Origin of the sequence: Coleofasciculus sp. A1-SPW-01 (genome assembly GCF_040217205.1) — a bacterium.
Lineage (GTDB): Bacteria > Cyanobacteriota > Cyanobacteriia > Cyanobacteriales > Coleofasciculaceae > Coleofasciculus > Coleofasciculus chthonoplastes_A.
Genome location: NZ_JAVJNP010000036.1, coordinates 39870 through 61461, shown reverse-complemented (window position 1 = coordinate 61461; position 21592 = coordinate 39870). Strand labels below are relative to the sequence as shown.

The window sequence follows — 21592 nt, the reverse complement described above, 5'->3', positions numbered from 1 at the left end:
GGGTTTATTCTTCTCTTGGCACTCTTAATCGTAACTCCTCAATTAGAATCGGTATCTCATTTTGAACAACATCCCAAACGATATTGAGGTTAACATCATCATATTCATGAACTAACCGATTTCGCATTCCGTTAATTTCTTGCCATGGAATAGTGGACAGGGTTTGGCGTGTCGTTTCTGAAATTCGTCTGGCTGCTTCAGCAATTACTAACAATCGCCTGATGACTGCATCTTGAAGCTGTATGGTTTCGAGGAACTCATCTTTTGAGCATTGAGCGATGTAGTCTATAATGAGTTCTGCGGATTGTAGCATGTCAAGTAAAAATTGCAGATCTCGTTTCATAAATTACCTGAGCCGACGAAAGAATTTCTTGACGACGTAAATAGTTACGACTTGATGTAATCCCCTGACGAGTAATTAAATCAACGTCTCGATTAAAAATCGTCTTTAACTCCGCTTCCATTTGCTCCAAACTGAAGAACGTAGGATGAGCCTCTGGATGAAATTGCACCATCACGTCAATATCACTATCGGGGCGAAAGTCGTCCCGCAAGACAGAACCGAATAAAGAAAATTCTGTAACTTGCCAGCGATCGCAAAATGCTTTAATCTGCTCCATTGGCAGCTCAATATTTTTAACGTTCATAACTTTATCTTAATCCTGTAGTTCTCGTAGGTTGGGTAGAGCGATGGCGAAACCCAACAGGCTAACTGAGAGTTGGGTTTCGTTCCTCAACCCAACCTACGAAGGTGACATGCTCCCGTTGTAATTTACTCAAAACTCTACCTTACCTTGTTAAGAGTTTCCTAACGAAGGGCTGAAGGGCTAAGTAAAAATGTTAGTCTTCTACCTTAGCATAGAAATCTTGATTAGCTCGCCCAAAAGCTTCTCTTCCCCTGAGTTTTTCAGCATAAGCCTGGAGGATTTTATGATTATCCAGCATTCCTAATTGAAGTGCCCACATCAGAACGCCTCCAGTCAAAATATCCGCTGTCGTGAATTGATTTTCGACCAGAAAATCTTGACCCTCAAGCGCGGCTGTTAACGGTTCAGAGACTTGGGTAAACCATGCTAAAGTGTCATCCATTGAGAGTTCTGAACGTTTTTTCAGTGGCGATATCCTTTCCGGCAAATCCGGTAGCACCTGAAATATATAATGCTCCACGGGTGGCTCTAATGTCACCATCGCATAAAAAAGCCACTGATAATAATACGCTCGTGCTGATGTTCCTGGAGCTGGAATTAATCCTTTGTCTGAGTATTTGTCAGTCAGATAAGCACAAATCGCCGCCGACTCAAAAATGGTTATATCTTCATCCACTAGAACTGGAACTTTGCCGTGGGGATGTAACTTTTGATACTCTTGTTTGTCCGTTTGAGTGATATCTACTCGCATTAACTCGTAGGGAATACCCATTTCTTCTAAACACCAGCGAGGACGCATGGCGCGTGTTTTCGGAAAGTAATAGAGTTTCATCAGACCCCCTTAATTTTTAATCCCTACAGAGCGATCGCATACCCTATCATAAATCCGGATATGAGCGCTGGGGATCGAAAACATCCTTAAGTTCGCTTGTTTGTCCACGACTTCAGACGTATCCTGAACCCTGGAGTCATTGCAACTTAGAGGAAACAGTATGTTAGATAAACCCGAATCTCCGATTGAAGCCATTGACGCCAGAGAAATCCTGGACTCGCGGGGACGTCCCACCGTGGAAGCCGAAGTTCGCCTCGCCAGTGGTGCCCTGGGCTTGGCACAAGTTCCTAGTGGTGCCTCTACCGGCTCCTTTGAAGCCCACGAACTGCGAGATGGTGATTCTCATCGCTATAACGGGAAAGGCGTCCTCAAGGCAGTCCGTAACATCAAAGAGAAAATCACCCCCGAACTCCTGGACATGGACGCCCTAGACCAAGCAACCGTTGACCAGACGATGATTTATCGGGATGGAACCCAAAATAAAAATGAACTGGGTGCCAATGCTATCCTGGCAGTGTCTCTCGCCAATGCCAAAGCCGCCGCGAATGAATTGCAACTTCCCCTCTATCGCTATCTAGGTGGACCCCTTGCCAATCTTCTCCCGGTTCCGTTAATGAATGTGATTAACGGTGGTGCCCATGCGGATAATAATGTAGACTTTCAGGAGTTTATGATTGTCCCCGTGGGTGCTGATACCTTTCAAGACGCACTGCGTTGGGGGGCTGAAGTATTCGCCGCCCTGTCTCAAGTCTTGAAAGAGAAAAAGCTGCTATCCGGTGTAGGTGATGAAGGAGGCTATGCGCCAAACTTAGAGTCCAATAAAGCCGCATTAGAATTTCTAATTGCCGCGATTGAAAAAGCTGGGTATAAACCAGGGGAACAGGTGGCGTTAGCCATGGATGTCGCCGCCAGCGAATTTTACAAAGACGGGCAGTATCTCTATGAAGGCTCATCTCATTCCCCTAGTGAACTCGTTGATTATTTGGATCAATTAGTCAGTCAATATCCGATTGTTTCCATTGAAGATGGCTTACATGAAGACGATTGGGATAATTGGAAATTGCTGACGGAAAAACTTGGATCTCGCATCCAATTAGTTGGCGATGATTTATTTGTCACCAACCCCACTCGCTTGCAAAAAGGGATTGATTTAGCCGCTGGGAATTCGATCCTAATTAAGCTCAATCAAATCGGGTCATTAACCGAAACCTTAGAAACCATTGAACTCGCCACCCGCAGTGGATTCCGTTCGGTTATCTCTCACCGTTCTGGCGAAACCGAAGATACCACGATCGCGGATTTAGCCGTCGCCACTCGTGCGGGTCAAATCAAAACGGGTTCCCTCTGTCGCAGTGAACGAGTTGCCAAATACAACCGCCTACTCCGGATAGAAGACGAACTCGGCGATCGCGCCATCTATGCCGGTAAAATTGGGATGGGACCCAAAATTGCCAAATAATCAAACTTTCCGATAGCCCAATTCAATTGCTGTAGGGGCGCACCGACGTGCGCCCTTTATTCAATTATGCCGTTGACCCCAACGTTTTCAAGAGGTGTAGTTTATTTGAAAAGAGTTTCGACCTGAGTATCGGTGGGTTAGGTTGGATTGTTCATTAAAGGGTTATCACCTAAATTTAATTCTCGCCTAACCCACCCTACGATTTTAAATAGGTCTCTTTCTTTGGTAGAATCCTTTGCGTACCTAATGTTTTTAATTTCCAGCGTGCATGGTTACCCGAACCGTTATTAATCGAATCGCAACCCCAGTGGCTATTAGTGGGTTCATCTTATCCATCCTGTCCCTTACCGCCACCGCCGCCACGATGCTAGACAATAATGACAGCGTTAGGGGGTTTATCCAAACCAACTCTCCCACCTTCCGCTATCGTAACGACTTAATCCCTAATGCGCCCCTGGAAACTGCTGGGGGTGAAGAATATCGGTTTAATGCCCAACAAGGGGATACCGTTCGCATCAATGTTAAACCAGAAGAGGGCAGCACTCTTTCACCTATTTTAGTTCTGAGTTCTTCACAAACCGGGAACCAAGTCGTCTACAATGACAAAACCAATCTGTTAGTTTATCAAGTCCCCATCAGTGGCGAATATAAACTCCTCGTCTTAGGTGACAATAATACCAGAGGCAGATATACGGTTTCCCTTTCCGGAATTACACCAGGAGTTATCGTTAATAATCCCTCAAATCAACCCTCCGCTTCAAATCAAACCCCAGATAAACGAAAACAATTATTACGAGATGACTTTGGATTGAGAGTCTTGGAAAACTGTCCAGCGGCGACGGGTTCGTTAGTGGTTGTGTCGTTTCCGGAATCGGATCAAACCTATACCTATTGTGCCAATCCTAACCGTTTTCTAGAAGCGGGACAATATACCTACGACATGAGTACGGAAACCTTAAAGCCGGGACGCCCGGGAACTCAAACCGCCGCCAATCAAACAACCGATCCTCGCCAAGAAAAATTGGAAGACGAGTATGGATTAAATGTACTCGATACCTGTCCTCCAGCAACCAGTTCTTTAGTCGTTATCTCCTATCCCGAAGGTGGACAAAGCTATCGCTATTGTGCCGATCCTAACCGAGTTTTTCCGGCGGGTGAATATACTTACAACGCCAGTACTCAGAGTTTAGAACCTGTTAAAAAACCAGAAGCTTGTACCGTACAAGTCGGGGGTGTTTGTATTGTTCGCTAACGGATAGCACAAGCTGTCCTTGTTTCTAGACGTGCCATGGCGCGTCTCTACATGACTCCCCCAGATTCCCTATTCCCGGTTTCCTAAGATTTCATTAGAATCACCAATAGGCTGTACGGAACCTGCGATCGGTTCTTTTTTGAGTTCCTCTAAATCTATCGTTCTTAATAAATAACGCCAAGCTAGAGGAAAGTCATAGATTTGGACTAAATCGGCTGAGATATCGTACCAAAGACGATTATCTTGATAAAACTTCATCTGATCCATTACCAACGCTGTTGCTGTCTGAGGTTCTAAACGCTGAGGATCAAGGCGTTCAATTGAGCCGTTATGCCAAATGCTTTGAGATAAATCCGTCGGATCATTGGATGTACAATATAGGGTGAACTGCCAACGATATTGTTTATTCAATTCTAGGGGAATGGCAGTAATCGGCAAGCTAATTTTGACAAAACCTGGTGTTTCTGGAAGCTGGAAACTAACCTGATAGTTTCGAGTCTCATTCTGTGAATCTTTGATAACGAATGATCCTCGATTAATTGTGTTACTCGGATAGGGAATATAAAACCAAAATGTGGGGTAAGCTTTTAAGGTAAAGCCAGAAAACTTGTAGTCAGAGTTGGTAATGGGTAATAACGGTGTAAACGGTTGTTCAGTCTGTTCACAAGGTCCACGAGTTCCGGCAGGTTTGCGATCATCATTCGGTCTATCCCGAACGGGTGGATCTTGTTTAAGACTTGCTAATTTTTGAATCGGATGTGCTTGAACAAATGGTCGATGAATTGTCAATTCAAGAACGGTTATAGCCAGGATTAAAGCAAGTTTGCGTGCAATCATAGGTTTAAGGGGTTTCATCGGATCGCGAAGTTCTAAATGCCTGGTAAGCCCCAAGACTTACACTTGTGGCAACTACAGCTAGCATTACTGGAACCATGGGTAATATACTCCCAGTTTGAATGAAAATAAACCAGCCAATACCATTAATCGTTATCATAGAGACTCCCACTGCTAATCCCAGGCGTAACAGGGACTCTCGATAGTGCCATGCGATCGCACCTCCAATAACTGACCCAATCCCAACACAGACGAGATCCCCCCATAAAGGGAAAAACGCCAGCAAGGGGCGTTCTCCCACAGCCGCACTAATAATCTGACTGACCATCTGACTATGCAGGAATAGCCCCCGCATTTCATGATTACCCGGCGTTTGGAATTCATCTTTAATTGTGGGATCAGTTATGCCAATTAAAATAATTTTATCCTGCAAAAAATCAGAATTCACGCGATTTGCCCAAATATCACTCAAGGTTACTCGTTCTACCATCGTTTTGGCAAATTCTGGAGAACGGTAATTGAGTAAGACTTGAAACCCTTCCAATCCGACACCACGCTGGTAAAATCCGGGGTTTGCATTTAAATTTGTTAATGTAACTGAACCCAATTGCCAGCGATCTTCTGAAATAAATTCAGGTGAGATTCCCTCGGCTTGCAGATAGTGTAGGGCTAATTGAAAACTCAGGGAATAGAAGGTGGAACAAGAGGATACGGCTGGCGGTTTCATGGCGATGAGATGACGCCGAACAATCCCATCTGGATCAACAACAATATCAGCAAATCCTAAGCGTTCCTTGGGAAGTCCAGGGGGAGACGCAACCCCTTCCGGAATGTGGGGAGAGGGGATAACACAGATGGGAATCACGCGATCGCTCGTTTGCAGATATTGTACCAATTCATCCCGCCCTTCCCCCTCTGGGCGATCGCGAAAGATATCTAAGCCGATGGCGCGGGGTTGATAGGTTTCTAGTTTTTGTAATAGTTTTAGCAGGGTGCGATCGTGTAGCGGATATTCACCGCCTAACTGTTTGATATCCCCAGCCGTAACTTCAACCATCAATAACCGAGGATCAAGGGATGGCGTGGGACGCATTTCCAAGAGTTGATCAAAGGCTTGCTGTTCAGTCAATTGTAACCAGCCTAGCGATCGCACTCCCATGACTAAACTGGTAACCATGACACTCGCACCCAGTACCAATTGCCAACCTCGCCGTCTCCGCTTAACGGGTTTGGCGGTAGTGTCGCTAATCCAGTCGTTCCAACTGGGTGGAACTTGGGTGGGATTCTGGACAATTACGGGTAACCAACTAGCACAAGGGAATTGACTCTCTAATCCCTGTAATCGTTCTCTGGCGTCTCTGACGGCTAAATAGAAGGGTTGACCTTGGGCAAAGGCAGTGAGAAAATACTTTAAGAACTCTTGCGCCACGCGATCGGGAACTAACTCCCGCATGACAATCATTTGCGGTATCTGGATATCATCCAGTTGTCGGGCTAATCCTAAGCCATCGCAGGAGTTAAAAATAGCTAGTTTTAACCCTCGTTCTACTGCTTTTCTTAACGCATACCAGAGTTCATCAATGGTTAAGCTATCGGTTTGATTAATATAAATCCGCCCGGTTTCCCCTTCGGTTTCACTATGTCCGGCAAAAAAAATGATGTCCCACTGTTTTTCCCAAAGTTGGTCGTTAATTTCTCGGCGGCTTTTTTCGACTAAAAATTTAATATCGGTATGGGGTAAACTTTCAAGTAACTGGCGATCGCTTTCAATATCAATTCCCTGGCTATGACCGAGAATGGCTAAAATTTTTACCTTAGGCGTGCGCTGATTTGAGGTGAATTGGGACGGACGTTCAAACTGAGGATCAGTTAAGGCGAGTTCCGCTTTCGGATAATGGTCAAAAAAATCCCACAAATGCCAAGGAAGTTTTTGCAGGTGCGGATCAGTGGTGCTGACTAAGAAGCGAATCGTATCCTGACGACTGAGGGATTCACGTAACCGCCGATCCAGGGGGCGAAACCCTTCCCCGTCTAACCAGGTTCGCAAGCGATCGCCTAATTCAGTGGCGGAGTCTTGACAGTCTCTCAGGCGCTGGCTTACTGAACCATCATAGATAATTTTTTTCGGTTTAATTCGATAGGGGGCGCTAATGCACCGATACTTATGGTGCCAATGAGACTGGATGCGATCGGCAAATTCAGGCGCTGCGTCTAATACTCCTTTGAGTTCAATATCTGGGGGTGCGCCATCCCAACCAATGGCTAATGTGACCCGAAATCCATGGCTTTGAAAATCACCATCGAGTTTCAAAATTACTAATTTTTTGGGATAGTGTTCATTGTTCATTGTTCATTGTTCATCGTTCATTGTTCATCGTTCATTGTTTAAATGATAAAGGTTTCCGTCATGCTGATATCAGCTAACGCTACCCTAACTTTGAAGCATTCTCCGGGTTCTCCACTAAACTGTAATTGAATTTGCTTAGTGCTTCTGGCTTCAGCTTGCATCACGGTTTCCCCCGTGTCATCGAGAATCATCAGTCGCAAATTTTTAGGCAGATAGGTTTGACCGTTCGTTGGATATATTTCAACCGAAATATCGAGTTCTGATACGGAGGTTGGTGTCAAATTCATGACTAATATGACTTGTTCATCATCATATCGTCGTCCTAATGTCAGCCGCTTACCGCGTGTAATTTTCAGATCGGATGGTTCGGATAAGTGGGTGGCTATTTGCGTATACGTTCTAAAATTAAAAGCGAGTTCTGTTGGCGAGGAATCGAATAATGTTTCGACAGTCTGCCAACCAGCATCAAAAATATTTTGTAGCCATTGACCAAGTTGTATTGGTTGTTTAGATGGGTTAAGATGGTCTAATAAATGTTCCAGTGATATAAGTTGAGTTAGGGGAACTTCCTCGGCTTTAACGCTGGGTAAAAATCCCAGTAATTTGGCTTCAGTTAAGGCTTGATTCAATTCAACGGCTACATAACCAATCCGGTCAGACCACACTTCTGCGGGGATATGACAGCTAGCGGCATTGGGTAAGACGGGACGGCATTCTAATTTGCCCAGATCTTTAATCAATAAGTCGGCTGTATTAGTCAGGGTTTGCATAATTGGATTCCAACTATCACTCGCCTGCCAGTTTGTCGGAATTTCTAAGCATTGTAGAGAGGTCTTGACCGCATAAACGGCTAACGTATTTAGGTAAACTTGTTTTGCCTTTTTGGGGCAATGCTTTTGGTGAAACTGTTGAGCGATTTGATGGGCTTCTAACGTTAGGGGTACGGTCAGCATTAGGGGTTCATTCGGGGTGTGGAACATTGTATTCTGTGCCTCAGGGATTATGATGATAAGTATTCTCTTAACTTGGGACTAAATTTAGTTAAGCAACGTTGGTAGAAACTGCTTAAGGTTGAAATCTTAATGCCTAGTTCTTCAGAAATTTCTTTCCAGGAATAACCGGATAAAAGTTTCAAAGCTAAAAATTGGAAGTTGGCGGCAGGTTGATTTGACGTATAGGTTTGATTAAAGAGTCCTTCGGGGTCAGTTTCTAGATAATGAATAATTTCTTGGGACAGAGAAGGCGTCAACTGCGGATTAACTTCGGCTGGATTGTTTTTCTCTAAGTCATCCAAGGTTAAACGCTTGACTCGTTTAGCATCGATTCCTTTATGCACGGTTGGCATCATAGAACGACTGGCTTCCATGAAAAATCGCTGCTTGAGCAGAAAGTTCACCCATTGTAAAACTTCAAAACTGGGATTATAGTCGTCAATCCTTTCGCAAATATAACAAAATAGGCGTTGCTTGGCTTCATCATAAATATCCTCATAAAATCCATGGAATTGTCCGGGATAGGGACGAGTCAGTTTACCTGACTGCTGAATGGCACCCAATAGCTTGGCTAAAGCTTGCTGTCGTTGTTTACTACGGGGAGGATGCTGCTGTGCTTCTTGTGCCAGTTGCTTTAACTGTTGGTCTATGACATTCATCGATAGCGGTAGGGTTGGTACATCAGTTACATGGGATTGCGTTGATACACCGCCTTAACTCTGTTCATAGAGGTCTCACGAACTCAGGGGCGATTTTATGCAAGGTAGAACAAATCTTTACAAAAGTTTAACAAAAGCGGCGGTATGGAGGTGCGAAGCCGGGGTAGCTGGGGGAGCTGGGAGATGAGGAAGATGGGGTAGCCAAGGACAAATGACCAATGACCAATGACCAATGACTTATGTAAAGATTTGTAACAAATATCCGACTTTTGCATAAAACTCACCTGCTGAACTTGAGAACCTAATGAAAGGGTAAGCTGGGGACTAGAATCATGTTGATTCGTGAGATTGTTCAACAGGCACTAAAGACACGCTATCTCACCAGAGAAGCCGAAGACCAACTGCGACAGCTACTTAGAAGCAAATACGACTCACAAGACCTCCAAGCGTTCATGAATTTGCAAAATGCTGTCATGGAGGGTCAGGTGCAACAAGAGTCTCGCCCTTTTTTAGACAACCTCTTGATTCTCAGGGATGATAAGCTGTCATGCATTTAAATTGGGTATTAGTAGCGAGCAAGATGCAAAGCCTGCGGCATGGCTTCGCTAAACGCACTACAAGGATTGCGCCATTATTGATATTAAGGTTTAAATGCCGAACAGCTTAAGTAGGTGGACACAATTAAAGTTAACGGTTGAGATTAGGGAACAGTAAGGGTTTGAGGGCGATTTACAAAACTTAATACAGTACCGTTTTCTTTTGTCCGACTACTTATCAATAGATTAATTTATGAAACCGCTGATCATGGCGAATACTAGCCAAATCAGAGTCATTTGTGGCTAACTCTCGATATTGATCAGGATTCAGATTGAGGGTTTTTTGCAGATTTTCGATAGCTAGGTCAACATTGCCCTGCAAAGCATAACAGCAAGCTTTGTTGTAAAAAGCATTAGCATTGTCGGATTTAAACTCTATGGTTTTGTCGAAACTAGCCAAGGCTCCTGGGTAGTCTCCCAATTGCAAAAGCGCATACCCTCGATTATACCAAGCCTCATATTTGTCGGGCTTAATTTTCAGGGCTTCGTCGTAACTCGCTACAGCATCTTGAAAGTATCTTAAATTCACAAGGGCATTGCCCCGATAATACCAAGAACTGGGTTGTTGATACTTAAGTTTCAGGGCTTCATTATAACTCGCTACGGCTTCTGGAAAACGGTCAAGGCGATACAGCGCCCCTCCTCGGTTATTCCAAGCTTCGTGAGCATCGGGTTTAATTTTTAGGGCTTCATCATAGCTAGCGATGGCTTCTTGGAACTGTTTTAAGTGTACCCAAGCATGTCCTTGATTGTACCAAGCTTCGTATTTATCTGGCTTAATTTTTAGGGCGTCTTGATAGCTAGTGATGGCTTCGAGAAAGCGTTGTAAGCTAAACAGAACATTACCTCGGTTGTACCAAGCTTGATGCAGGTTCGGTTTAAGATTTAGAGCCTGATCATAGCTAAGTTTTGCCGCTTCATATTGTTTTAAATTCACCAATGCATTGCCCCGATTATACCAAGCCGGATAAAAGTCTGGTTGCAATTTTACAGCCTTGTCATAGCTGGCGATCGCCTCTTCATGGCGTCCCGCCTTATCCAGCGCAATTCCCCGGTTATACCACAGTTGATATAAGTCGGGTTCACGTTCTAAAACTTGGTCAACTGTCGCGATCGCTTCTTCAAACTGTCCAGACTGGATTAGTATAATACCCAAGTTATACCAAGCTTCATGGGTTGTGACTTCCAAGGGACGGTTGTAGCTAACGTTTGCGGCTTGAGGGTTTTCTAGAAGGAGAGTACTCATCGACATATTTTCTGCTATGAGAGGCTTTTAACCTGGGTTTACAGGTTGTAGCGTTGAGGGGGAACGTTCTTGACGATTCTCGATTGAGTGCAATACATAAAGGAGTCAGTAAAGAATGTGGGGTTTAGGGTTTAGGGTTAGCAATCAGAACCGCGATCGTTCACGGCTTAGGGTTGTCTCCTCACTTGTTTAATCAACGCCTTTATTTGCTTATTCTTCCCCAACTCCCTTAAATCCGGATCAGTTAATAACTTGACAAAAGCGGCATACACATGCTAAAGATTGTCATTCAGCTCATTCTCTTGATCCAATTCGGCTTGATATTGTTATTTTTTAGGATTTAGATTAATGGCTTGTTTTAAGTGCTTCTTCATACCGTTTAATTAAAACCCGTTGAAACGGGTTTTAGCTTTAAGCCGGAACTTGAGTTCCCGGCTTACTTACCACCTCCAATCATCTTCTGGAATCGCTTATTTTTCCGCAACCGTTCCAAATCCGGGTCAGTTTTCGCCACGGGCAGATATTTCTGTGGATTCACCTTAATCGCCTGTTCAATATAATTCACCGCTAACGTCACCTTACCCTGGGCGGCATAACAATACCCCTTGTTATAAATCGCATTCACATGATCAGGATTCACTTCTAAAGCCTTGTCAAAACTTGCCATCGCTTCCCGATAGCGTCCCATCTTGACTAAAGCATAGCCGCGATTGTCCCACGCTTCATAATTTTCAGGCATACATTCTAACGCCCGATCATAGCTAGCGACAGCATCTTGTAAACGTCCCAATCGCCGCATAGTAAGTCCTCGATTATTCCAGCAATGAGTTTCGTTGGGGTCGAATTCTAACGCTTTCTCGTAGTAGAGTAATGCCTCTTTCTCACGACCCATTTCTGAAATGACGATCCCTTTATTAATCCAACTGCCGATATGATCCGGCTTGAGTTCTAGGGCTTTGTTAAAAGACGCGATCGCATCGTCTCGTTTCTGGAGTTGCATCAACAGACAGCCTTGGTTGTACCAGATTTCCGGGTGATTAGGACTAATGTGCAGGGCTTTGTCAAAACTCTTGAGGGCGGCTTTGTGGCGTCCGAGATTGGTTAAGACGTTACCGCGATTACTCCAGGCTTTATCATAATTAGGATTACAGGCGATCGCTTGATCGAAACTGGCGAGGGCTTCTTTGTTGCGTCCCAAAATCATTAGGGAGGTTCCGCGAGAGTTCCAGGCTTCGGGATGAGTAGGTTCTCGTTCGATCACTTGATCAAAACTCGCGATCGCGGCTTCATGCTTTCCCCAGTCTGACAGAACGATACCACGATTCAGCCATATACTCGCATCCTGGGGATTTAACACCCCCGCTTGGTCAAAACTCGCGATCGCCTCTTCATAGCGCTGTAGATGTCCTAGGGCGAGTCCTAGCCCTGTCCAAGCCTCCCCATTTTCAGGGGTAAGCTTTACCGCATCTTGGAAAAGAGCGACGGCGGCGTCAAAGTCTCCCCCCTGCAAACAGCGCATTCCTTGTTGAATGATGAATTTAACCGCTTTGGGATCAGTCATAGAAGTAACCTGGGTGATAAGTAGGTGGACACAATAAAAGCTAACGGTGGAGATCGTCCTAAGCTAACCATTTCGCGGTATCGCGTAGGTTCTTAGTCGCCCCGACGCATCAGATAGGATACAGAACTGACGCAAGCCTCAATGGTCACAGTCGATTTCTCTCTATCTTTGCAAATCTTTACAAGTTTGTATTGTTTTATACCTATTCGTTAAGATAGATATACGTTTATAATAATTCTAAAAATCTGAGTCAGAGTAGTGATAATGCCCCAAAGGGGGTTAAGTCTCCTACGCCCTAGCCAATGCCGTTAGAAATTTAAAGGAATTGTTTATGGCAAATAACGCCATTAGCCAAAGAAAAGCTAATAGTAAAACGAATAGCCGTACCCCAAAAAAAAGCGAGGAAACACCCATGGCAAAAGATAAGGAAACGCAATCAACAAAGCTATCTATTCAAAAGCCGCAAGCTGGAAAAATTTCTCTGGTTGAACCTTCAATCCCTCTACCGGGAAATCGTCCCATAGCCACCAGTTCGCTAAAAGTGAGTGATCAAGGTTCAATAAGGGGGATACGTCCTATTGATACCAGCGAGTTACAAATTGTTGGCACACTTTCATCTATGGGTGAGCGCCCGATCACAGCGAGTAATATGCAAATCCGAGATGTCATGGTTGTGTCTGGAAATCGTCCGATTTCTGTGAGTACCCTGCATCTTGAGAACACAGAAATGATTCTGGGAAACCGTCCCATCGCTTCCAATGTCATGGAAGAAGCTGATGAAATAATGGGTTATCTGGATTAACTGTTAGTAAAAATCTATCGTCTAGGTTGTAGATACGTGTGCAACGTATCTACAATTTTGTATGGAAGTCTCTAAAAAATGAGTCGTCAACCCAGAGAAGGTATAACCCATTCCTACTTTAGACATAAAGCGGGGAGCAGACTAATCTACCTGTAGATTGACGATTTTAATGAAAAATACAGATATAGTGGACATCAACGGAAAAGAAATTGTCCCAAAGATTATTCATTCTTTAGTTTAGGGACGAATTCATAATCATCATAATTTGGAGAATCTCAAAATATGAGTACTGAAGATAGAGCTAAAGCCACTGCCAAAAACATAGAAGGTAAGGCACAGGAAGCCATGAGTAACGTCACGGGTGATCCTGAAGATAAGGCAGAAGGTAAGGCAAAGCAAAATGAAGCTGAAGCTCGACACGCTGTTGAAGACGTGAAAGACAAAGCTAAAGAAATAATCGATTAATTGTCTTGTCAGGAATAGTAAGCAGGTTAATCATTTTGCGCGATTGGGAACGCCAAAAAAGCCGTATCTGATTTGAGTCGGCTGATTAACTTCTACCTGCCTTACTAGAATCAGAAGGTCTAGGCAGTCTTGATCTAGACCTTCTGGTTATTTATTGAAAATCCACTAATAGTTTCATCAGGAGGTTGCTGTGAGTTTAGGTAAAAAAACTCGCCAGTTTTTCACGGCTTTGGCTTTAATTTTAGTCCTAGCGACCACATCGGCTTGCCAAGCAAACCAAACCAAAGCAAAAGCGCCAACGGCATTGAATCCCAGTGTAACCTATCAACAATTAGAACGAGGCAATACGGCATCCGGTCAAGAGTTTGGCAATTGGGTGGTGCAAACGGCAAAGGGATTAATTAGTGATGCCTACGTGCGCGATAACAATAAGTTAGGGATTGTAATTACCCCTCAAGTTCGTCCGCCAGAGGTTAAGGATTTAGCCCGATCTTTAGTTCAAGGGTTCCACCAAAATTTTCCGAATCGAGATCTGAAAGTATTGGTATACGCCCCGGATAAAGAACTTATTGTAACAGCGAATTACAATAATCAGTCCAATCAAGTTACGTATCAATAAAAAAAAGGAGATAATAAAGGATGGCAACGAGCGACCAGTATAAACGTCAGATCATGAAGGATTTGGCGGGTGGTAATACCGAATCTCTGGAACCTGTTCCAGAAACACCAGAACAAGAGTATCAAAACTTTGATGACTTTGCTCAACGTTCTTCGCGAGATGAACGACGTCAATTATTTGGCAGATCCCTGCATCCCGATCGCATACCTCCCAGTCAGATGGAACCTGAACTGCGACAGGCGATCGCTCACATTAAGCCCAAGGAACGGGATGATGTAGCGCGTGAGTTTTTCAAGCAACTCAAGAAACGCGGATTGAGCGATCGCGACTTGGAAAAGCAACTGGGACTTTCCACTCATCACGCCAGTCGGATGACGGAGGATGATGTGGCTAAACTCGCTGCGTTTACCTATCATTCTCATCCGGATATCTTTCAGGACGTTTTAGCCGATCAACCTGCCATTGTCAAATTCCTCAGCAATCCCTTAGTGGGGGCGGTTATGGGGGCAATTGCCTCAAAATGGTTTGGACATCGTCGCTAATCACTTCAATAGTCTTAAGTGTCATTGCCACGAACCTGCATCAGCAGGTTTTTTTATTAGCCATTTAAGGGCTGATACCCAATCCGATGAAGTCATCCCCTTTCCAACTCCAAGGGTGTAGTTAACCCGGATTCTAAGAGAAGCGCTACAGTAAACAGTATCCTTCTATTTGATACCGGGCAACCCCAGGAGTAAACGATGAGTCAGGTATGGCGAAAACTGTGGAATAAATTGAGTTTACTTGTTTATAAACGAATTATTCCGATTTTAACCATTCTATTTTGCGTTGGCGTTGTGGGAGCTTTATTAAGCATGTCCCATCTTTCCTTTGAACTGGTCGAATCACAGGCACTCCAGAATGCTAAAGTTTATGCACAACTGATGAAGAAAGCCCGAACCCTTTATAGCTCAGAAATCGTGAGTCGAGCCGAAATGGTGGATGGGATCAGCGTGACTCATAACTATTTGAATCAAGAGGGTGGGATTCCTCTACCTGCAACCTACTTACTAGAACTGAGTCGTGAAATTCGAGAAAAGAAAACTGACATGTCCGTTCGACTCTACAGCGATTATCCATTTCCTTGGCGACGTGACGAAGGGGGACCCAAAAATCAATTTGAATGGGACGCCATCAACTACTTAAAAACCAATCCTAAGCAATCTTTTATATTTACTTACCTCTTGGCTCAATTCAGGTTATAGCCACCAGTATGGCAATCTTGTATTCGACTGGTGGTCTAGTCGAATACAAATATATATTAATGATCCCAGGATTCATCAAACATCAAATCCCGAACATTCTTTAACACAAAATTACCCGTCTCTTTGCTTAATTCACCCCTACAGATTATCGGACAACGTTCTTGATACGCTTTAACTGCTAAAATAAGCTGTTCGACATTTAAACCTTAATGTCAATAATGGCGAAAGCCTTGCCGTAGTAGTGCGAGCATCTTGCTAAGACGCTGTATCATTAATTGATATTAAATGCGGGTTAGCCACCCCCTTGATAATTTAGTCCGCGTAGGCGGACTTTGTTTGTGTAGCAGCGACTTCTAGTCGCCATCGCAAAAAGGGCATTTCTTATAAGAATCTTAATGGGGGAACGTCTGAACTAGCTGAAATTACCTGACCAATAATGTGACTATCTTTATATCCTAATGCTTGCAGAACCTGCTCACAATTCGCTGCTTTATCCCCAGGAATCGTCGCTAATAACCCGCCAGAGGTTTGTGGATCAAAAAGTACCGGATAATTAGCGCGATCGCAAATCTCTTCTTGATTCCTGATAAACCTTGCTGCTTGGACATTCTGGGGATACAGCGAACTGGCAATTCCCTGTTGCACAAGTTCCGTCACCCCCTCCAGCAGGGGAATTCTCTCCCACTCTAATTCCACCGCCACTCCCGATGCTTGCACCATTTCTACTAAATGTCCCACGAATCCAAAACCTGTCACATCAGTACAAGCCGTGACACCATGATCTCGAAATACTTTAACTGCTTCCTGATTGGATAACAGCATCGACTCAACCGCCTGATCAATCCAGCGCCCTTTTGCTTGTAAACGTTGATGTGCAGCAAATAAAATCCCGGTTCCCAAGGCTTTAGTTAGAATTATGCGATCGCCTAGTTTCATCCCACTTTTTTTAATCAGTTGCTGAGGATACACTAATCCATTACAGGATAAACCAAAGGCTAATTCTGTCCCTTCCGTTGTATGTCCTCCCACCAACGGCGCTTGTACTTGGGATAATACCTTCATCGCCCCGGATAACAATTGATAGAGGGTTTCCTCCTGTTTTTCTGCTGTCCCATAAGGTACTGTTACCATTGCCAAAACACTCTGAGGTGTTGCACCCATGGCAAATAAATCGCTGAGACAGTGATGGGTGCTAACTTGTCCAAAGATAAAGGGATCATTGATTAAAGTGCGAAAATAATCAATCGTTTGCACTAATAGTTTATCGGCGGGAACTTTTAGCACCGCTGCATCATCGGGCGTTCCCAATCCGAGAATAATATCATCTGGTGTGGAGAAATGATACTCATCCTGCACCCGTTTTAACACTCGTTCTAGGGTAGTGCTACCCACTTTAGAACCACAGCCAGCGCAATACATTGGCGGGGTGTTTTTTGGTGTCCCTAAACGGGGTAATTTAGTCAAGTTCGGTGTTTTCTCTGGAACAGGATTAGCCGATTCCATCTCTGGCAAATCCCTAAATTGCCACATAAATTTGCGGTCAATATGATCCTTCCAACGCCATAATAGTCGGGAATGCCAGCCAAAGGAACCCCAGGATGCGATCGCGCTTCCATCACCTGTACCAATTAAACTCAAATATCGCCGTTGAGGTTTGTAAGGATGTAGGGCTTTTCCTTGTACAAAGCGACGCAAATTTTCCACTAAAGGCTTCCCTTGACGCACCGCAAACACCCCGGCTTTGGGACGAAGATGATTCACCATGGTAGCGATATCACCAGCAGCAAAAATATGAGGATGAGAGAGGGATTGTAACGTATCGCCAACTGAAATAAAACCCTTTGAAGTGGTATGCAATCCAGATTCCGCAATCCAACTCGGTGCCGAGGCTTGGGTTACCCAGAAACTGTAATCGCAATCGACAACTAAACCCGACTCACAGCAAATTTTATCGGATAATATCTGAGAAACCGTTTCCCCTAAATGCACCTGAATTCCCCGTTTCCTTAGCAGCTTCTGAACATATCGCCGCGCCCAGGAATTATGACCTGGTAATAGTTGATTACCCCGATGAAATAAATGAATTTTTACAGAGGTGCCATGGCGCGTCTCTACATGATTAATACGCCGTTGCATTGTCATTGCCAGTTCTACTCCACCTGCACCACCGCCAACAATGCCTAAACTCAGAGATTGTTTAGGATGTTGTGCAAGAGTTTCAATAATTCGATTCCATCGCTTTAAAAATTGGGGAACGGGTTTAGCCGGAATCGCGTATTTAGCTACGCCAGAAACCGATTCTTTAGCCGGGGTACTACCAATATCAATTGACAAGACATCAAAGGCAACAGGAGGACGATTGGCACAGATAACTTTATTCGAGTTTAAATCTAAACCCACGGCTTTATCGATATACAATTGAGCGCCAGCAAATTGAGCAAGACGCCGCAAATCAATATGACATTCATCAAAGGTATAGAAGCCAGCAACATGACCCGGTAACATCCCGGAATAGGGGGTATGAGACACATTCGTGATCAGCGTCAAGCGTACTCCGGGTAAGGAATTCATCCCCAACATCCGCAGTGCGATCGCGTGGCTATGACCGCCGCCAATAAGGACTAAATCTTTGTCATTAGTCATTGGTTCTTTGTCCTTTGTCATTGGTCAGGGTTTGACACTTATATGCCTAATTTAACATCAATGGTACGCTCCAGGCAGCATTTTTGGATCAACAAAACCTTGATATACCGTAGGGTGAGTTGAGCGAAGTCGAAACCCAACCTACAACAGTAACGATGTTCCTATTTTTAGATTGGCTTAAACAAAAATTAACCAATAATTTATATTATCTTTATACTTATCTAACCTTTATGAAGTTTCAATGAAGTCAGAGAATAATGATTCACTACACTTATATAATTTTAATTACCTAGAATATTATTTCATTCCCACAAATGTGCAAGCCTTCTTATCTATTGTTCAGGAGTCTCACCTCCCTGATTATACCCTTAATTTTCACGTCTCCAGCCGCTGCCGTTCAACTGACCGGACGTGCTATTCTTGGGGCAGATACATTCGCCCCAGGTCCCACGTCAGGACAACAATTTCCCATCTCCTTTACTGATCAACAACCCGTGCAGGGCTTTTCGGCTGTTTTACCGGGACCTAAACCCGGAACCTTTCGGGTGATGACAGATAACGGTTTTGGTCGTAAAAGCAATTCGGCTGATTTTCTGCTCCGGGTTTATGCTGTCGAACCCGATTTTACCACAGGTCAAGTTTTTCCCGTTAATTTCCAAACGGGGGAACGCCTGACTCGCTTTAGCCAGGAAAGTTTTTTACAGTTACATGATCGGGATAATCAGATAGACTTTCCGATTATTGCTGAACAATCATTTTATCCAGACACCACCATTCCTGTAGACCCAATGATTCAATCCAATCGCTGGTTAACGGGTGCTGATTTTGACATTGAATCCTTTCGTCAAGCGAGTGATGGAACCTACTGGTTTGGTGATGAATTTGGTCCATTTCTCTTCCATGTTTCGGCAGAGGGTCAAGTTCTGGATTCGCCAATTCCACTGCCCAATTTTCTGGGTTTAGGTGATAATCCCCTGGTTCAGTCTCCTGATAATCCCCAATTAGACGGTACAGCAAATTTGCGGGGTTCCCAAGGATTTGAAGGGCTGGCACTTAATAGCAGTGGCAGCAAACTCTACGCTATGTTAGAAGGGGCATTGCAACCTGATGATCAACGCGATCGCCTGCTAATTAATGAGTTTGATTTAGCTAGCCAACAGTATACAGGTAAAACGTTTTTCTATCAACGAGATCCCCTAGGTCGAGCGATTGGTGACTTGACGGCAATTAATGACCATGAATTTCTGGTCATTGAGCGCGATAACAGACAAGGCGATCCCAATAATCCCGATTTTACTAGACCTGCTGAATTTAAACGGATTTACAAAATCGACATCAATCAGATAGATAGTAACGGTTTTGTCCAAAAAGAATTAGTAGTGGATTTGCTGAATATTTCCGATCCCAATAATTTGGGCGGTAATGGTACAACAGATGGAGTATTTACGTTCCCCTTTGTTACGATTGAAAGCGTATTGCCTGTGGATGAGAAAACTCTACTGGTGATGAACGATAATAATTACCCATTTTCTAAGGGGCGTAGTCCTGGCCAATCGGATAATAACGAATTTATCCTAGTCCAACTCGATCAACCCTTAAATCTTGATCCGTCTCAGGCTACACCTGTACCTGAACCCATGACTATTTTGGGTTCGGCTGTGGCGTTTGGTTTTGGTGTCTTATTTAAGGCTAAAAAAAGGCAGTGAATAGATCCCCCTCCCGTCCCCCTTCAAAAGGGGGAAGCTAAAGGAGGTTTCGCTTTTTGTTCCATGGGGTAAGCCAGAGGAGTCTTCACTTTTTGTTCCATGGGGGATTTAGGGGAATATCCAGTCTTCTCTCCCTCTCCCTAAACATTTTCAAGAAAGATGTGAGTATTAAGCTGTTCGGCATTTAAACCATAATGTCAAGAATTGCGAAATCCTTGTAGTGCGTTTAGCGAAGCCATGCCGCAGGCTTTAGCGAAGCCATGCCGCAGGCTTTGCATCTTGCTCGCTACCCATTCCCAATTTAAATGCGTGACAGTTTATCTCTCTCAAGCTAGATTGATTTCCCAGAATGGCATCGGCATAATGAAGAGAAACAAAAGGAGAACCTGTGATGCCAAAGGCTGTTATTTTTGATGTAGACGGTACCTTAGTTGATTCCGTTGATCTGCACGCCCAGGCGTGGGTTAAAGCGTTTAAACAGTTTGGCTATGATGTGCCTTACGATAAAATCCGTCATCAAATCGGTAAGGGGAGTAACTATATCATCCCTGTCTTTATTCCTCAAGCAGAGTTTGAACGCATCGGTGAGGATATTGCCACTTATCGCAAAGAATTCTATCAAGAAAACCTCCTATCCCAAGTGCGTCCATTTGAGGGAGTGCGCCAACTATTTGAACGCCTCAAATTAGATGGCAAAAAAGTAGTCGTGGCATCCTCAGCTAGAACCGAAACCCTGACTCACTACAAAAAACTATTAGAGATTGAAGACTTAGTAGACGGTGCAACCTCTACAGACGATGTTGAAAAGTCAAAACCCCATCCCGACATCTTTCAAGCCGCATTAGATAAGCTGGATGGAGTGACTCCCCAAGACGCGATTGTGGTGGGGGATAGTCCTTATGATGCTCAAGCCGCCTGTAAAATAAATCTAGATGTCATTGGCGTGCTTTGCGGTGGTTTCTCAGAAGCTGAGTTAAAAGAAGCAGGCTGTATGAAAGTGTATCAAAATCCGGCGGATTTACTCGATAACTATCATCAGTCTCCTTTGGCTTAATGTCTCGCCATCACTGCAGTAATCTAAGCACGTCCACTTCGACGTGCGGTAATGCTAATGGCATAATTATACCCGTCGAATACTTAACCACAGATTGATATATTCCTTGGTTAGGTTCACGATGCACCCACAACTGACTCCCTGGAATATCAATCACCCAATAGTCTACTATTTGATGCCGCGCATAAATCTGAGCCTTCTCGTTTAAGTCATAGGAAAGGGTTGAATTGGATACCTCAATGAGCCAATAAATATCATTGGGTTGCGGATGACGCTGATCATAACGCGATTCCGGGGGTATGGCGATACAAATATCCGGTTGTGGCTCACTATTACTGGGTAATGTAACTGGGGCTGTGGCAAAGACAACTGCTTGAGTCCCTAAAAGAGCTTCTAGGTACTTCACACCGCGTCGATAGGTAACCCGATGAATCGGGAGTTCTGGAGCCATATCGATAATTTGTCCATTGATGAGTTCAACGTGCCGACCTGCCAAAATGCCACTTTCAATCATCTGATGATAATCTGCGACAGTCCAGTGGGTTAATGTTCTAACCATAGGGATTTTGCGGCTATTTGAGTATTCAGCCTAATCGTGCTAGTTTAGCAAACTCTGAGTTTTAATGATCTATCT

At 44.1% G+C, this 21592-nt stretch carries 21 protein-coding genes; 10 read left to right on the top strand and 11 right to left on the bottom strand.

What is annotated here, in order from left to right:
• Nucleotides 1-4: 4 nt before the first annotated feature.
• The 3 genes from RH949_RS06260 to RH949_RS06250 all read right to left on the bottom strand — a co-directional run bounded on the left by RH949_RS06260 (nt 5) and on the right by RH949_RS06250 (nt 1479).
• Nucleotides 5-343: a HepT-like ribonuclease domain-containing protein gene (locus tag RH949_RS06260; protein WP_446352251.1), complete on the bottom strand. Its 339-nt coding sequence runs from the start codon at nt 341-343 to the stop codon at nt 5-7.
• Nucleotides 315-647 carry a nucleotidyltransferase family protein gene (locus RH949_RS06255; RefSeq protein ID WP_044211267.1) on the bottom strand — a complete coding sequence of 111 codons (333 nt, stop codon included), beginning with the start codon at nt 645-647 and terminating at the stop codon, nt 315-317. The genes RH949_RS06260 and RH949_RS06255 overlap by 29 nt, the downstream gene beginning before the upstream one ends.
• A 193-nt stretch (nt 648-840) precedes the next feature.
• On the bottom strand, nt 841-1479 hold the full coding sequence (locus RH949_RS06250) for a glutathione S-transferase family protein (RefSeq protein ID WP_446352250.1): 639 nt from the start codon (nt 1477-1479) through the stop codon (nt 841-843).
• Nucleotides 1480-1639: 160 nt separating this feature from the next.
• Between RH949_RS06250 and eno the strand changes: the two genes are divergently transcribed.
• Both eno and RH949_RS06240 read left to right on the top strand, forming a co-directional pair.
• A complete protein-coding gene (gene eno / locus RH949_RS06245; RefSeq protein WP_006106434.1) occupies nt 1640-2938 on the top strand; it encodes a phosphopyruvate hydratase in 1299 nt (432 codons plus the stop codon).
• A 268-nt stretch (nt 2939-3206) separates the two neighbouring features.
• Nucleotides 3207-4190: a hypothetical protein gene (locus RH949_RS06240; protein ID WP_446352249.1), complete on the top strand. Its 984-nt coding sequence runs from the start codon at nt 3207-3209 to the stop codon at nt 4188-4190.
• A 69-nt stretch (nt 4191-4259) separates the two neighbouring features.
• On the opposite strand, the gene RH949_RS06235 is transcribed toward RH949_RS06240, so the two are convergent.
• Genes RH949_RS06235 through RH949_RS06220 form a run of 4 tightly spaced genes read right to left on the bottom strand, consistent with a single transcriptional unit; the run spans nt 4260 to nt 9022 of the window.
• Entirely contained in the window at nt 4260-5027 is a 768-nt protein-coding gene (locus tag RH949_RS06235; protein ID WP_198016629.1) for a DUF928 domain-containing protein, read from the bottom strand.
• Between the two features lie 4 nt (nt 5028-5031).
• The gene (locus tag RH949_RS06230; protein ID WP_446352248.1) at nt 5032-7371 is read right to left on the bottom strand and encodes a CHASE2 domain-containing protein; all 2340 of its coding nucleotides are present in this window, start codon (nt 7369-7371) and stop codon (nt 5032-5034) included.
• A 38-nt stretch (nt 7372-7409) separates the two neighbouring features.
• Nucleotides 7410-8324, bottom strand: a complete 915-nt coding sequence (locus RH949_RS06225) for a DUF1822 family protein (protein WP_232231848.1) — start codon at nt 8322-8324, stop codon at nt 7410-7412.
• Between the two features lie 47 nt (nt 8325-8371).
• Nucleotides 8372-9022, bottom strand: a complete 651-nt coding sequence (locus RH949_RS06220) for a sigma-70 family RNA polymerase sigma factor (RefSeq protein ID WP_006106422.1) — start codon at nt 9020-9022, stop codon at nt 8372-8374.
• A gap of 332 nt (nt 9023-9354) precedes the next feature.
• Between RH949_RS06220 and RH949_RS06215 the strand changes: the two genes are divergently transcribed.
• Nucleotides 9355-9579 (top strand): hypothetical protein, encoded by a 225-nt coding sequence (locus RH949_RS06215; RefSeq protein ID WP_006106436.1) that lies wholly within the window; start codon nt 9355-9357, stop codon nt 9577-9579.
• A 217-nt stretch (nt 9580-9796) separates the two neighbouring features.
• Here the strand turns inward: RH949_RS06215 and RH949_RS06210 are convergent, their stop codons facing one another.
• Nucleotides 9797-10864 (bottom strand): tetratricopeptide repeat protein, encoded by a 1068-nt coding sequence (locus RH949_RS06210; protein ID WP_006106417.1) that lies wholly within the window; start codon nt 10862-10864, stop codon nt 9797-9799.
• Between the two features lie 436 nt (nt 10865-11300).
• Nucleotides 11301-12425 (bottom strand): tetratricopeptide repeat protein, encoded by a 1125-nt coding sequence (locus RH949_RS06205; RefSeq protein ID WP_446352247.1) that lies wholly within the window; start codon nt 12423-12425, stop codon nt 11301-11303.
• 331 nt (nt 12426-12756) lie between these two features.
• Here RH949_RS06205 and RH949_RS06200 point away from each other — a divergent pair, with 331 nt between their 5' ends.
• The 5 genes from RH949_RS06200 (at nt 12757) to RH949_RS06180 (ending at nt 15555) form a co-directional block, all read left to right on the top strand.
• Nucleotides 12757-13227, top strand: a complete 471-nt coding sequence (locus RH949_RS06200; protein WP_446352246.1) for a hypothetical protein — start codon at nt 12757-12759, stop codon at nt 13225-13227.
• A 282-nt stretch (nt 13228-13509) separates the two neighbouring features.
• Complete coding sequence (locus RH949_RS06195; RefSeq protein ID WP_006106649.1) at nt 13510-13692, top strand: CsbD family protein; 183 nt, start codon at nt 13510-13512, stop codon at nt 13690-13692.
• Nucleotides 13693-13882: 190 nt separating this feature from the next.
• Nucleotides 13883-14311: a hypothetical protein gene (locus RH949_RS06190; protein ID WP_446352245.1), complete on the top strand. Its 429-nt coding sequence runs from the start codon at nt 13883-13885 to the stop codon at nt 14309-14311.
• Between the two features lie 20 nt (nt 14312-14331).
• Nucleotides 14332-14853: a hypothetical protein gene (locus RH949_RS06185; RefSeq protein ID WP_446352244.1), complete on the top strand. Its 522-nt coding sequence runs from the start codon at nt 14332-14334 to the stop codon at nt 14851-14853.
• A 198-nt stretch (nt 14854-15051) separates the two neighbouring features.
• The gene (locus tag RH949_RS06180) at nt 15052-15555 is read left to right on the top strand and encodes a c-type heme family protein (RefSeq protein ID WP_446352243.1); all 504 of its coding nucleotides are present in this window, start codon (nt 15052-15054) and stop codon (nt 15553-15555) included.
• 381 nt (nt 15556-15936) lie between these two features.
• Here RH949_RS06180 and selD read toward each other — a convergent pair whose 3' ends face one another.
• On the bottom strand, nt 15937-18219 hold the full coding sequence (gene selD / locus RH949_RS06175) for a selenide, water dikinase SelD (RefSeq protein WP_446352242.1): 2283 nt from the start codon (nt 18217-18219) through the stop codon (nt 15937-15939).
• A 293-nt stretch (nt 18220-18512) separates the two neighbouring features.
• Between selD and RH949_RS06170 the strand changes: the two genes are divergently transcribed.
• A complete protein-coding gene (locus RH949_RS06170; RefSeq protein WP_044211409.1) occupies nt 18513-19904 on the top strand; it encodes a PEP-CTERM sorting domain-containing protein in 1392 nt (463 codons plus the stop codon).
• A gap of 391 nt (nt 19905-20295) precedes the next feature.
• Nucleotides 20296-20958, top strand: coding sequence for an HAD family hydrolase (locus RH949_RS06165; RefSeq protein ID WP_006106647.1), 663 nt, complete (start codon nt 20296-20298; stop codon nt 20956-20958).
• 10 nt (nt 20959-20968) lie between these two features.
• On the opposite strand, the gene RH949_RS06160 is transcribed toward RH949_RS06165, so the two are convergent.
• Nucleotides 20969-21517: a Uma2 family endonuclease gene (locus RH949_RS06160; RefSeq protein ID WP_446352241.1), complete on the bottom strand. Its 549-nt coding sequence runs from the start codon at nt 21515-21517 to the stop codon at nt 20969-20971.
• Between the last annotated feature and the right edge of the window lie 75 nt (nt 21518-21592).

Excerpts from the sequence above, each read along its gene's own strand:
- RH949_RS06220 (WP_006106422.1), bottom strand. The coding sequence starts at position 9,022 with ATGAATGTCATAGACCAACAGTTAAAGCAACTGGCACAAGAAGCACAG.
- RH949_RS06230 (WP_446352248.1), bottom strand. The coding sequence starts at position 7,371 with ATGAACAATGAACACTATCCCAAAAAATTAGTAATTTTGAAACTCGAT.
- RH949_RS06165 (WP_006106647.1), top strand. The coding sequence starts at position 20,296 with ATGCCAAAGGCTGTTATTTTTGATGTAGACGGTACCTTAGTTGATTCC.
- RH949_RS06205 (WP_446352247.1), bottom strand. The coding sequence starts at position 12,425 with ATGACTGATCCCAAAGCGGTTAAATTCATCATTCAACAAGGAATGCGC.
- RH949_RS06200 (WP_446352246.1), top strand. The coding sequence starts at position 12,757 with ATGGCAAATAACGCCATTAGCCAAAGAAAAGCTAATAGTAAAACGAAT.
- RH949_RS06180 (WP_446352243.1), top strand. The coding sequence starts at position 15,052 with ATGAGTCAGGTATGGCGAAAACTGTGGAATAAATTGAGTTTACTTGTT.
- RH949_RS06215 (WP_006106436.1), top strand. The coding sequence starts at position 9,355 with ATGTTGATTCGTGAGATTGTTCAACAGGCACTAAAGACACGCTATCTC.
- RH949_RS06170 (WP_044211409.1), top strand. The coding sequence starts at position 18,513 with ATGTGCAAGCCTTCTTATCTATTGTTCAGGAGTCTCACCTCCCTGATT.
- RH949_RS06240 (WP_446352249.1), top strand. The coding sequence starts at position 3,207 with ATGGTTACCCGAACCGTTATTAATCGAATCGCAACCCCAGTGGCTATT.
- RH949_RS06210 (WP_006106417.1), bottom strand. The coding sequence starts at position 10,864 with ATGAGTACTCTCCTTCTAGAAAACCCTCAAGCCGCAAACGTTAGCTAC.
- RH949_RS06225 (WP_232231848.1), bottom strand. The coding sequence starts at position 8,324 with ATGCTGACCGTACCCCTAACGTTAGAAGCCCATCAAATCGCTCAACAG.
- RH949_RS06260 (WP_446352251.1), bottom strand. The coding sequence starts at position 343 with ATGAAACGAGATCTGCAATTTTTACTTGACATGCTACAATCCGCAGAA.
- RH949_RS06160 (WP_446352241.1), bottom strand. The coding sequence starts at position 21,517 with ATGGTTAGAACATTAACCCACTGGACTGTCGCAGATTATCATCAGATG.
- RH949_RS06250 (WP_446352250.1), bottom strand. The coding sequence starts at position 1,479 with ATGAAACTCTATTACTTTCCGAAAACACGCGCCATGCGTCCTCGCTGG.
- eno (WP_006106434.1), top strand. The coding sequence starts at position 1,640 with ATGTTAGATAAACCCGAATCTCCGATTGAAGCCATTGACGCCAGAGAA.
- RH949_RS06185 (WP_446352244.1), top strand. The coding sequence starts at position 14,332 with ATGGCAACGAGCGACCAGTATAAACGTCAGATCATGAAGGATTTGGCG.
- RH949_RS06235 (WP_198016629.1), bottom strand. The coding sequence starts at position 5,027 with ATGATTGCACGCAAACTTGCTTTAATCCTGGCTATAACCGTTCTTGAA.
- selD (WP_446352242.1), bottom strand. The coding sequence starts at position 18,219 with ATGACAAAGGACAAAGAACCAATGACTAATGACAAAGATTTAGTCCTT.
- RH949_RS06255 (WP_044211267.1), bottom strand. The coding sequence starts at position 647 with ATGAACGTTAAAAATATTGAGCTGCCAATGGAGCAGATTAAAGCATTT.
- RH949_RS06195 (WP_006106649.1), top strand. The coding sequence starts at position 13,510 with ATGAGTACTGAAGATAGAGCTAAAGCCACTGCCAAAAACATAGAAGGT.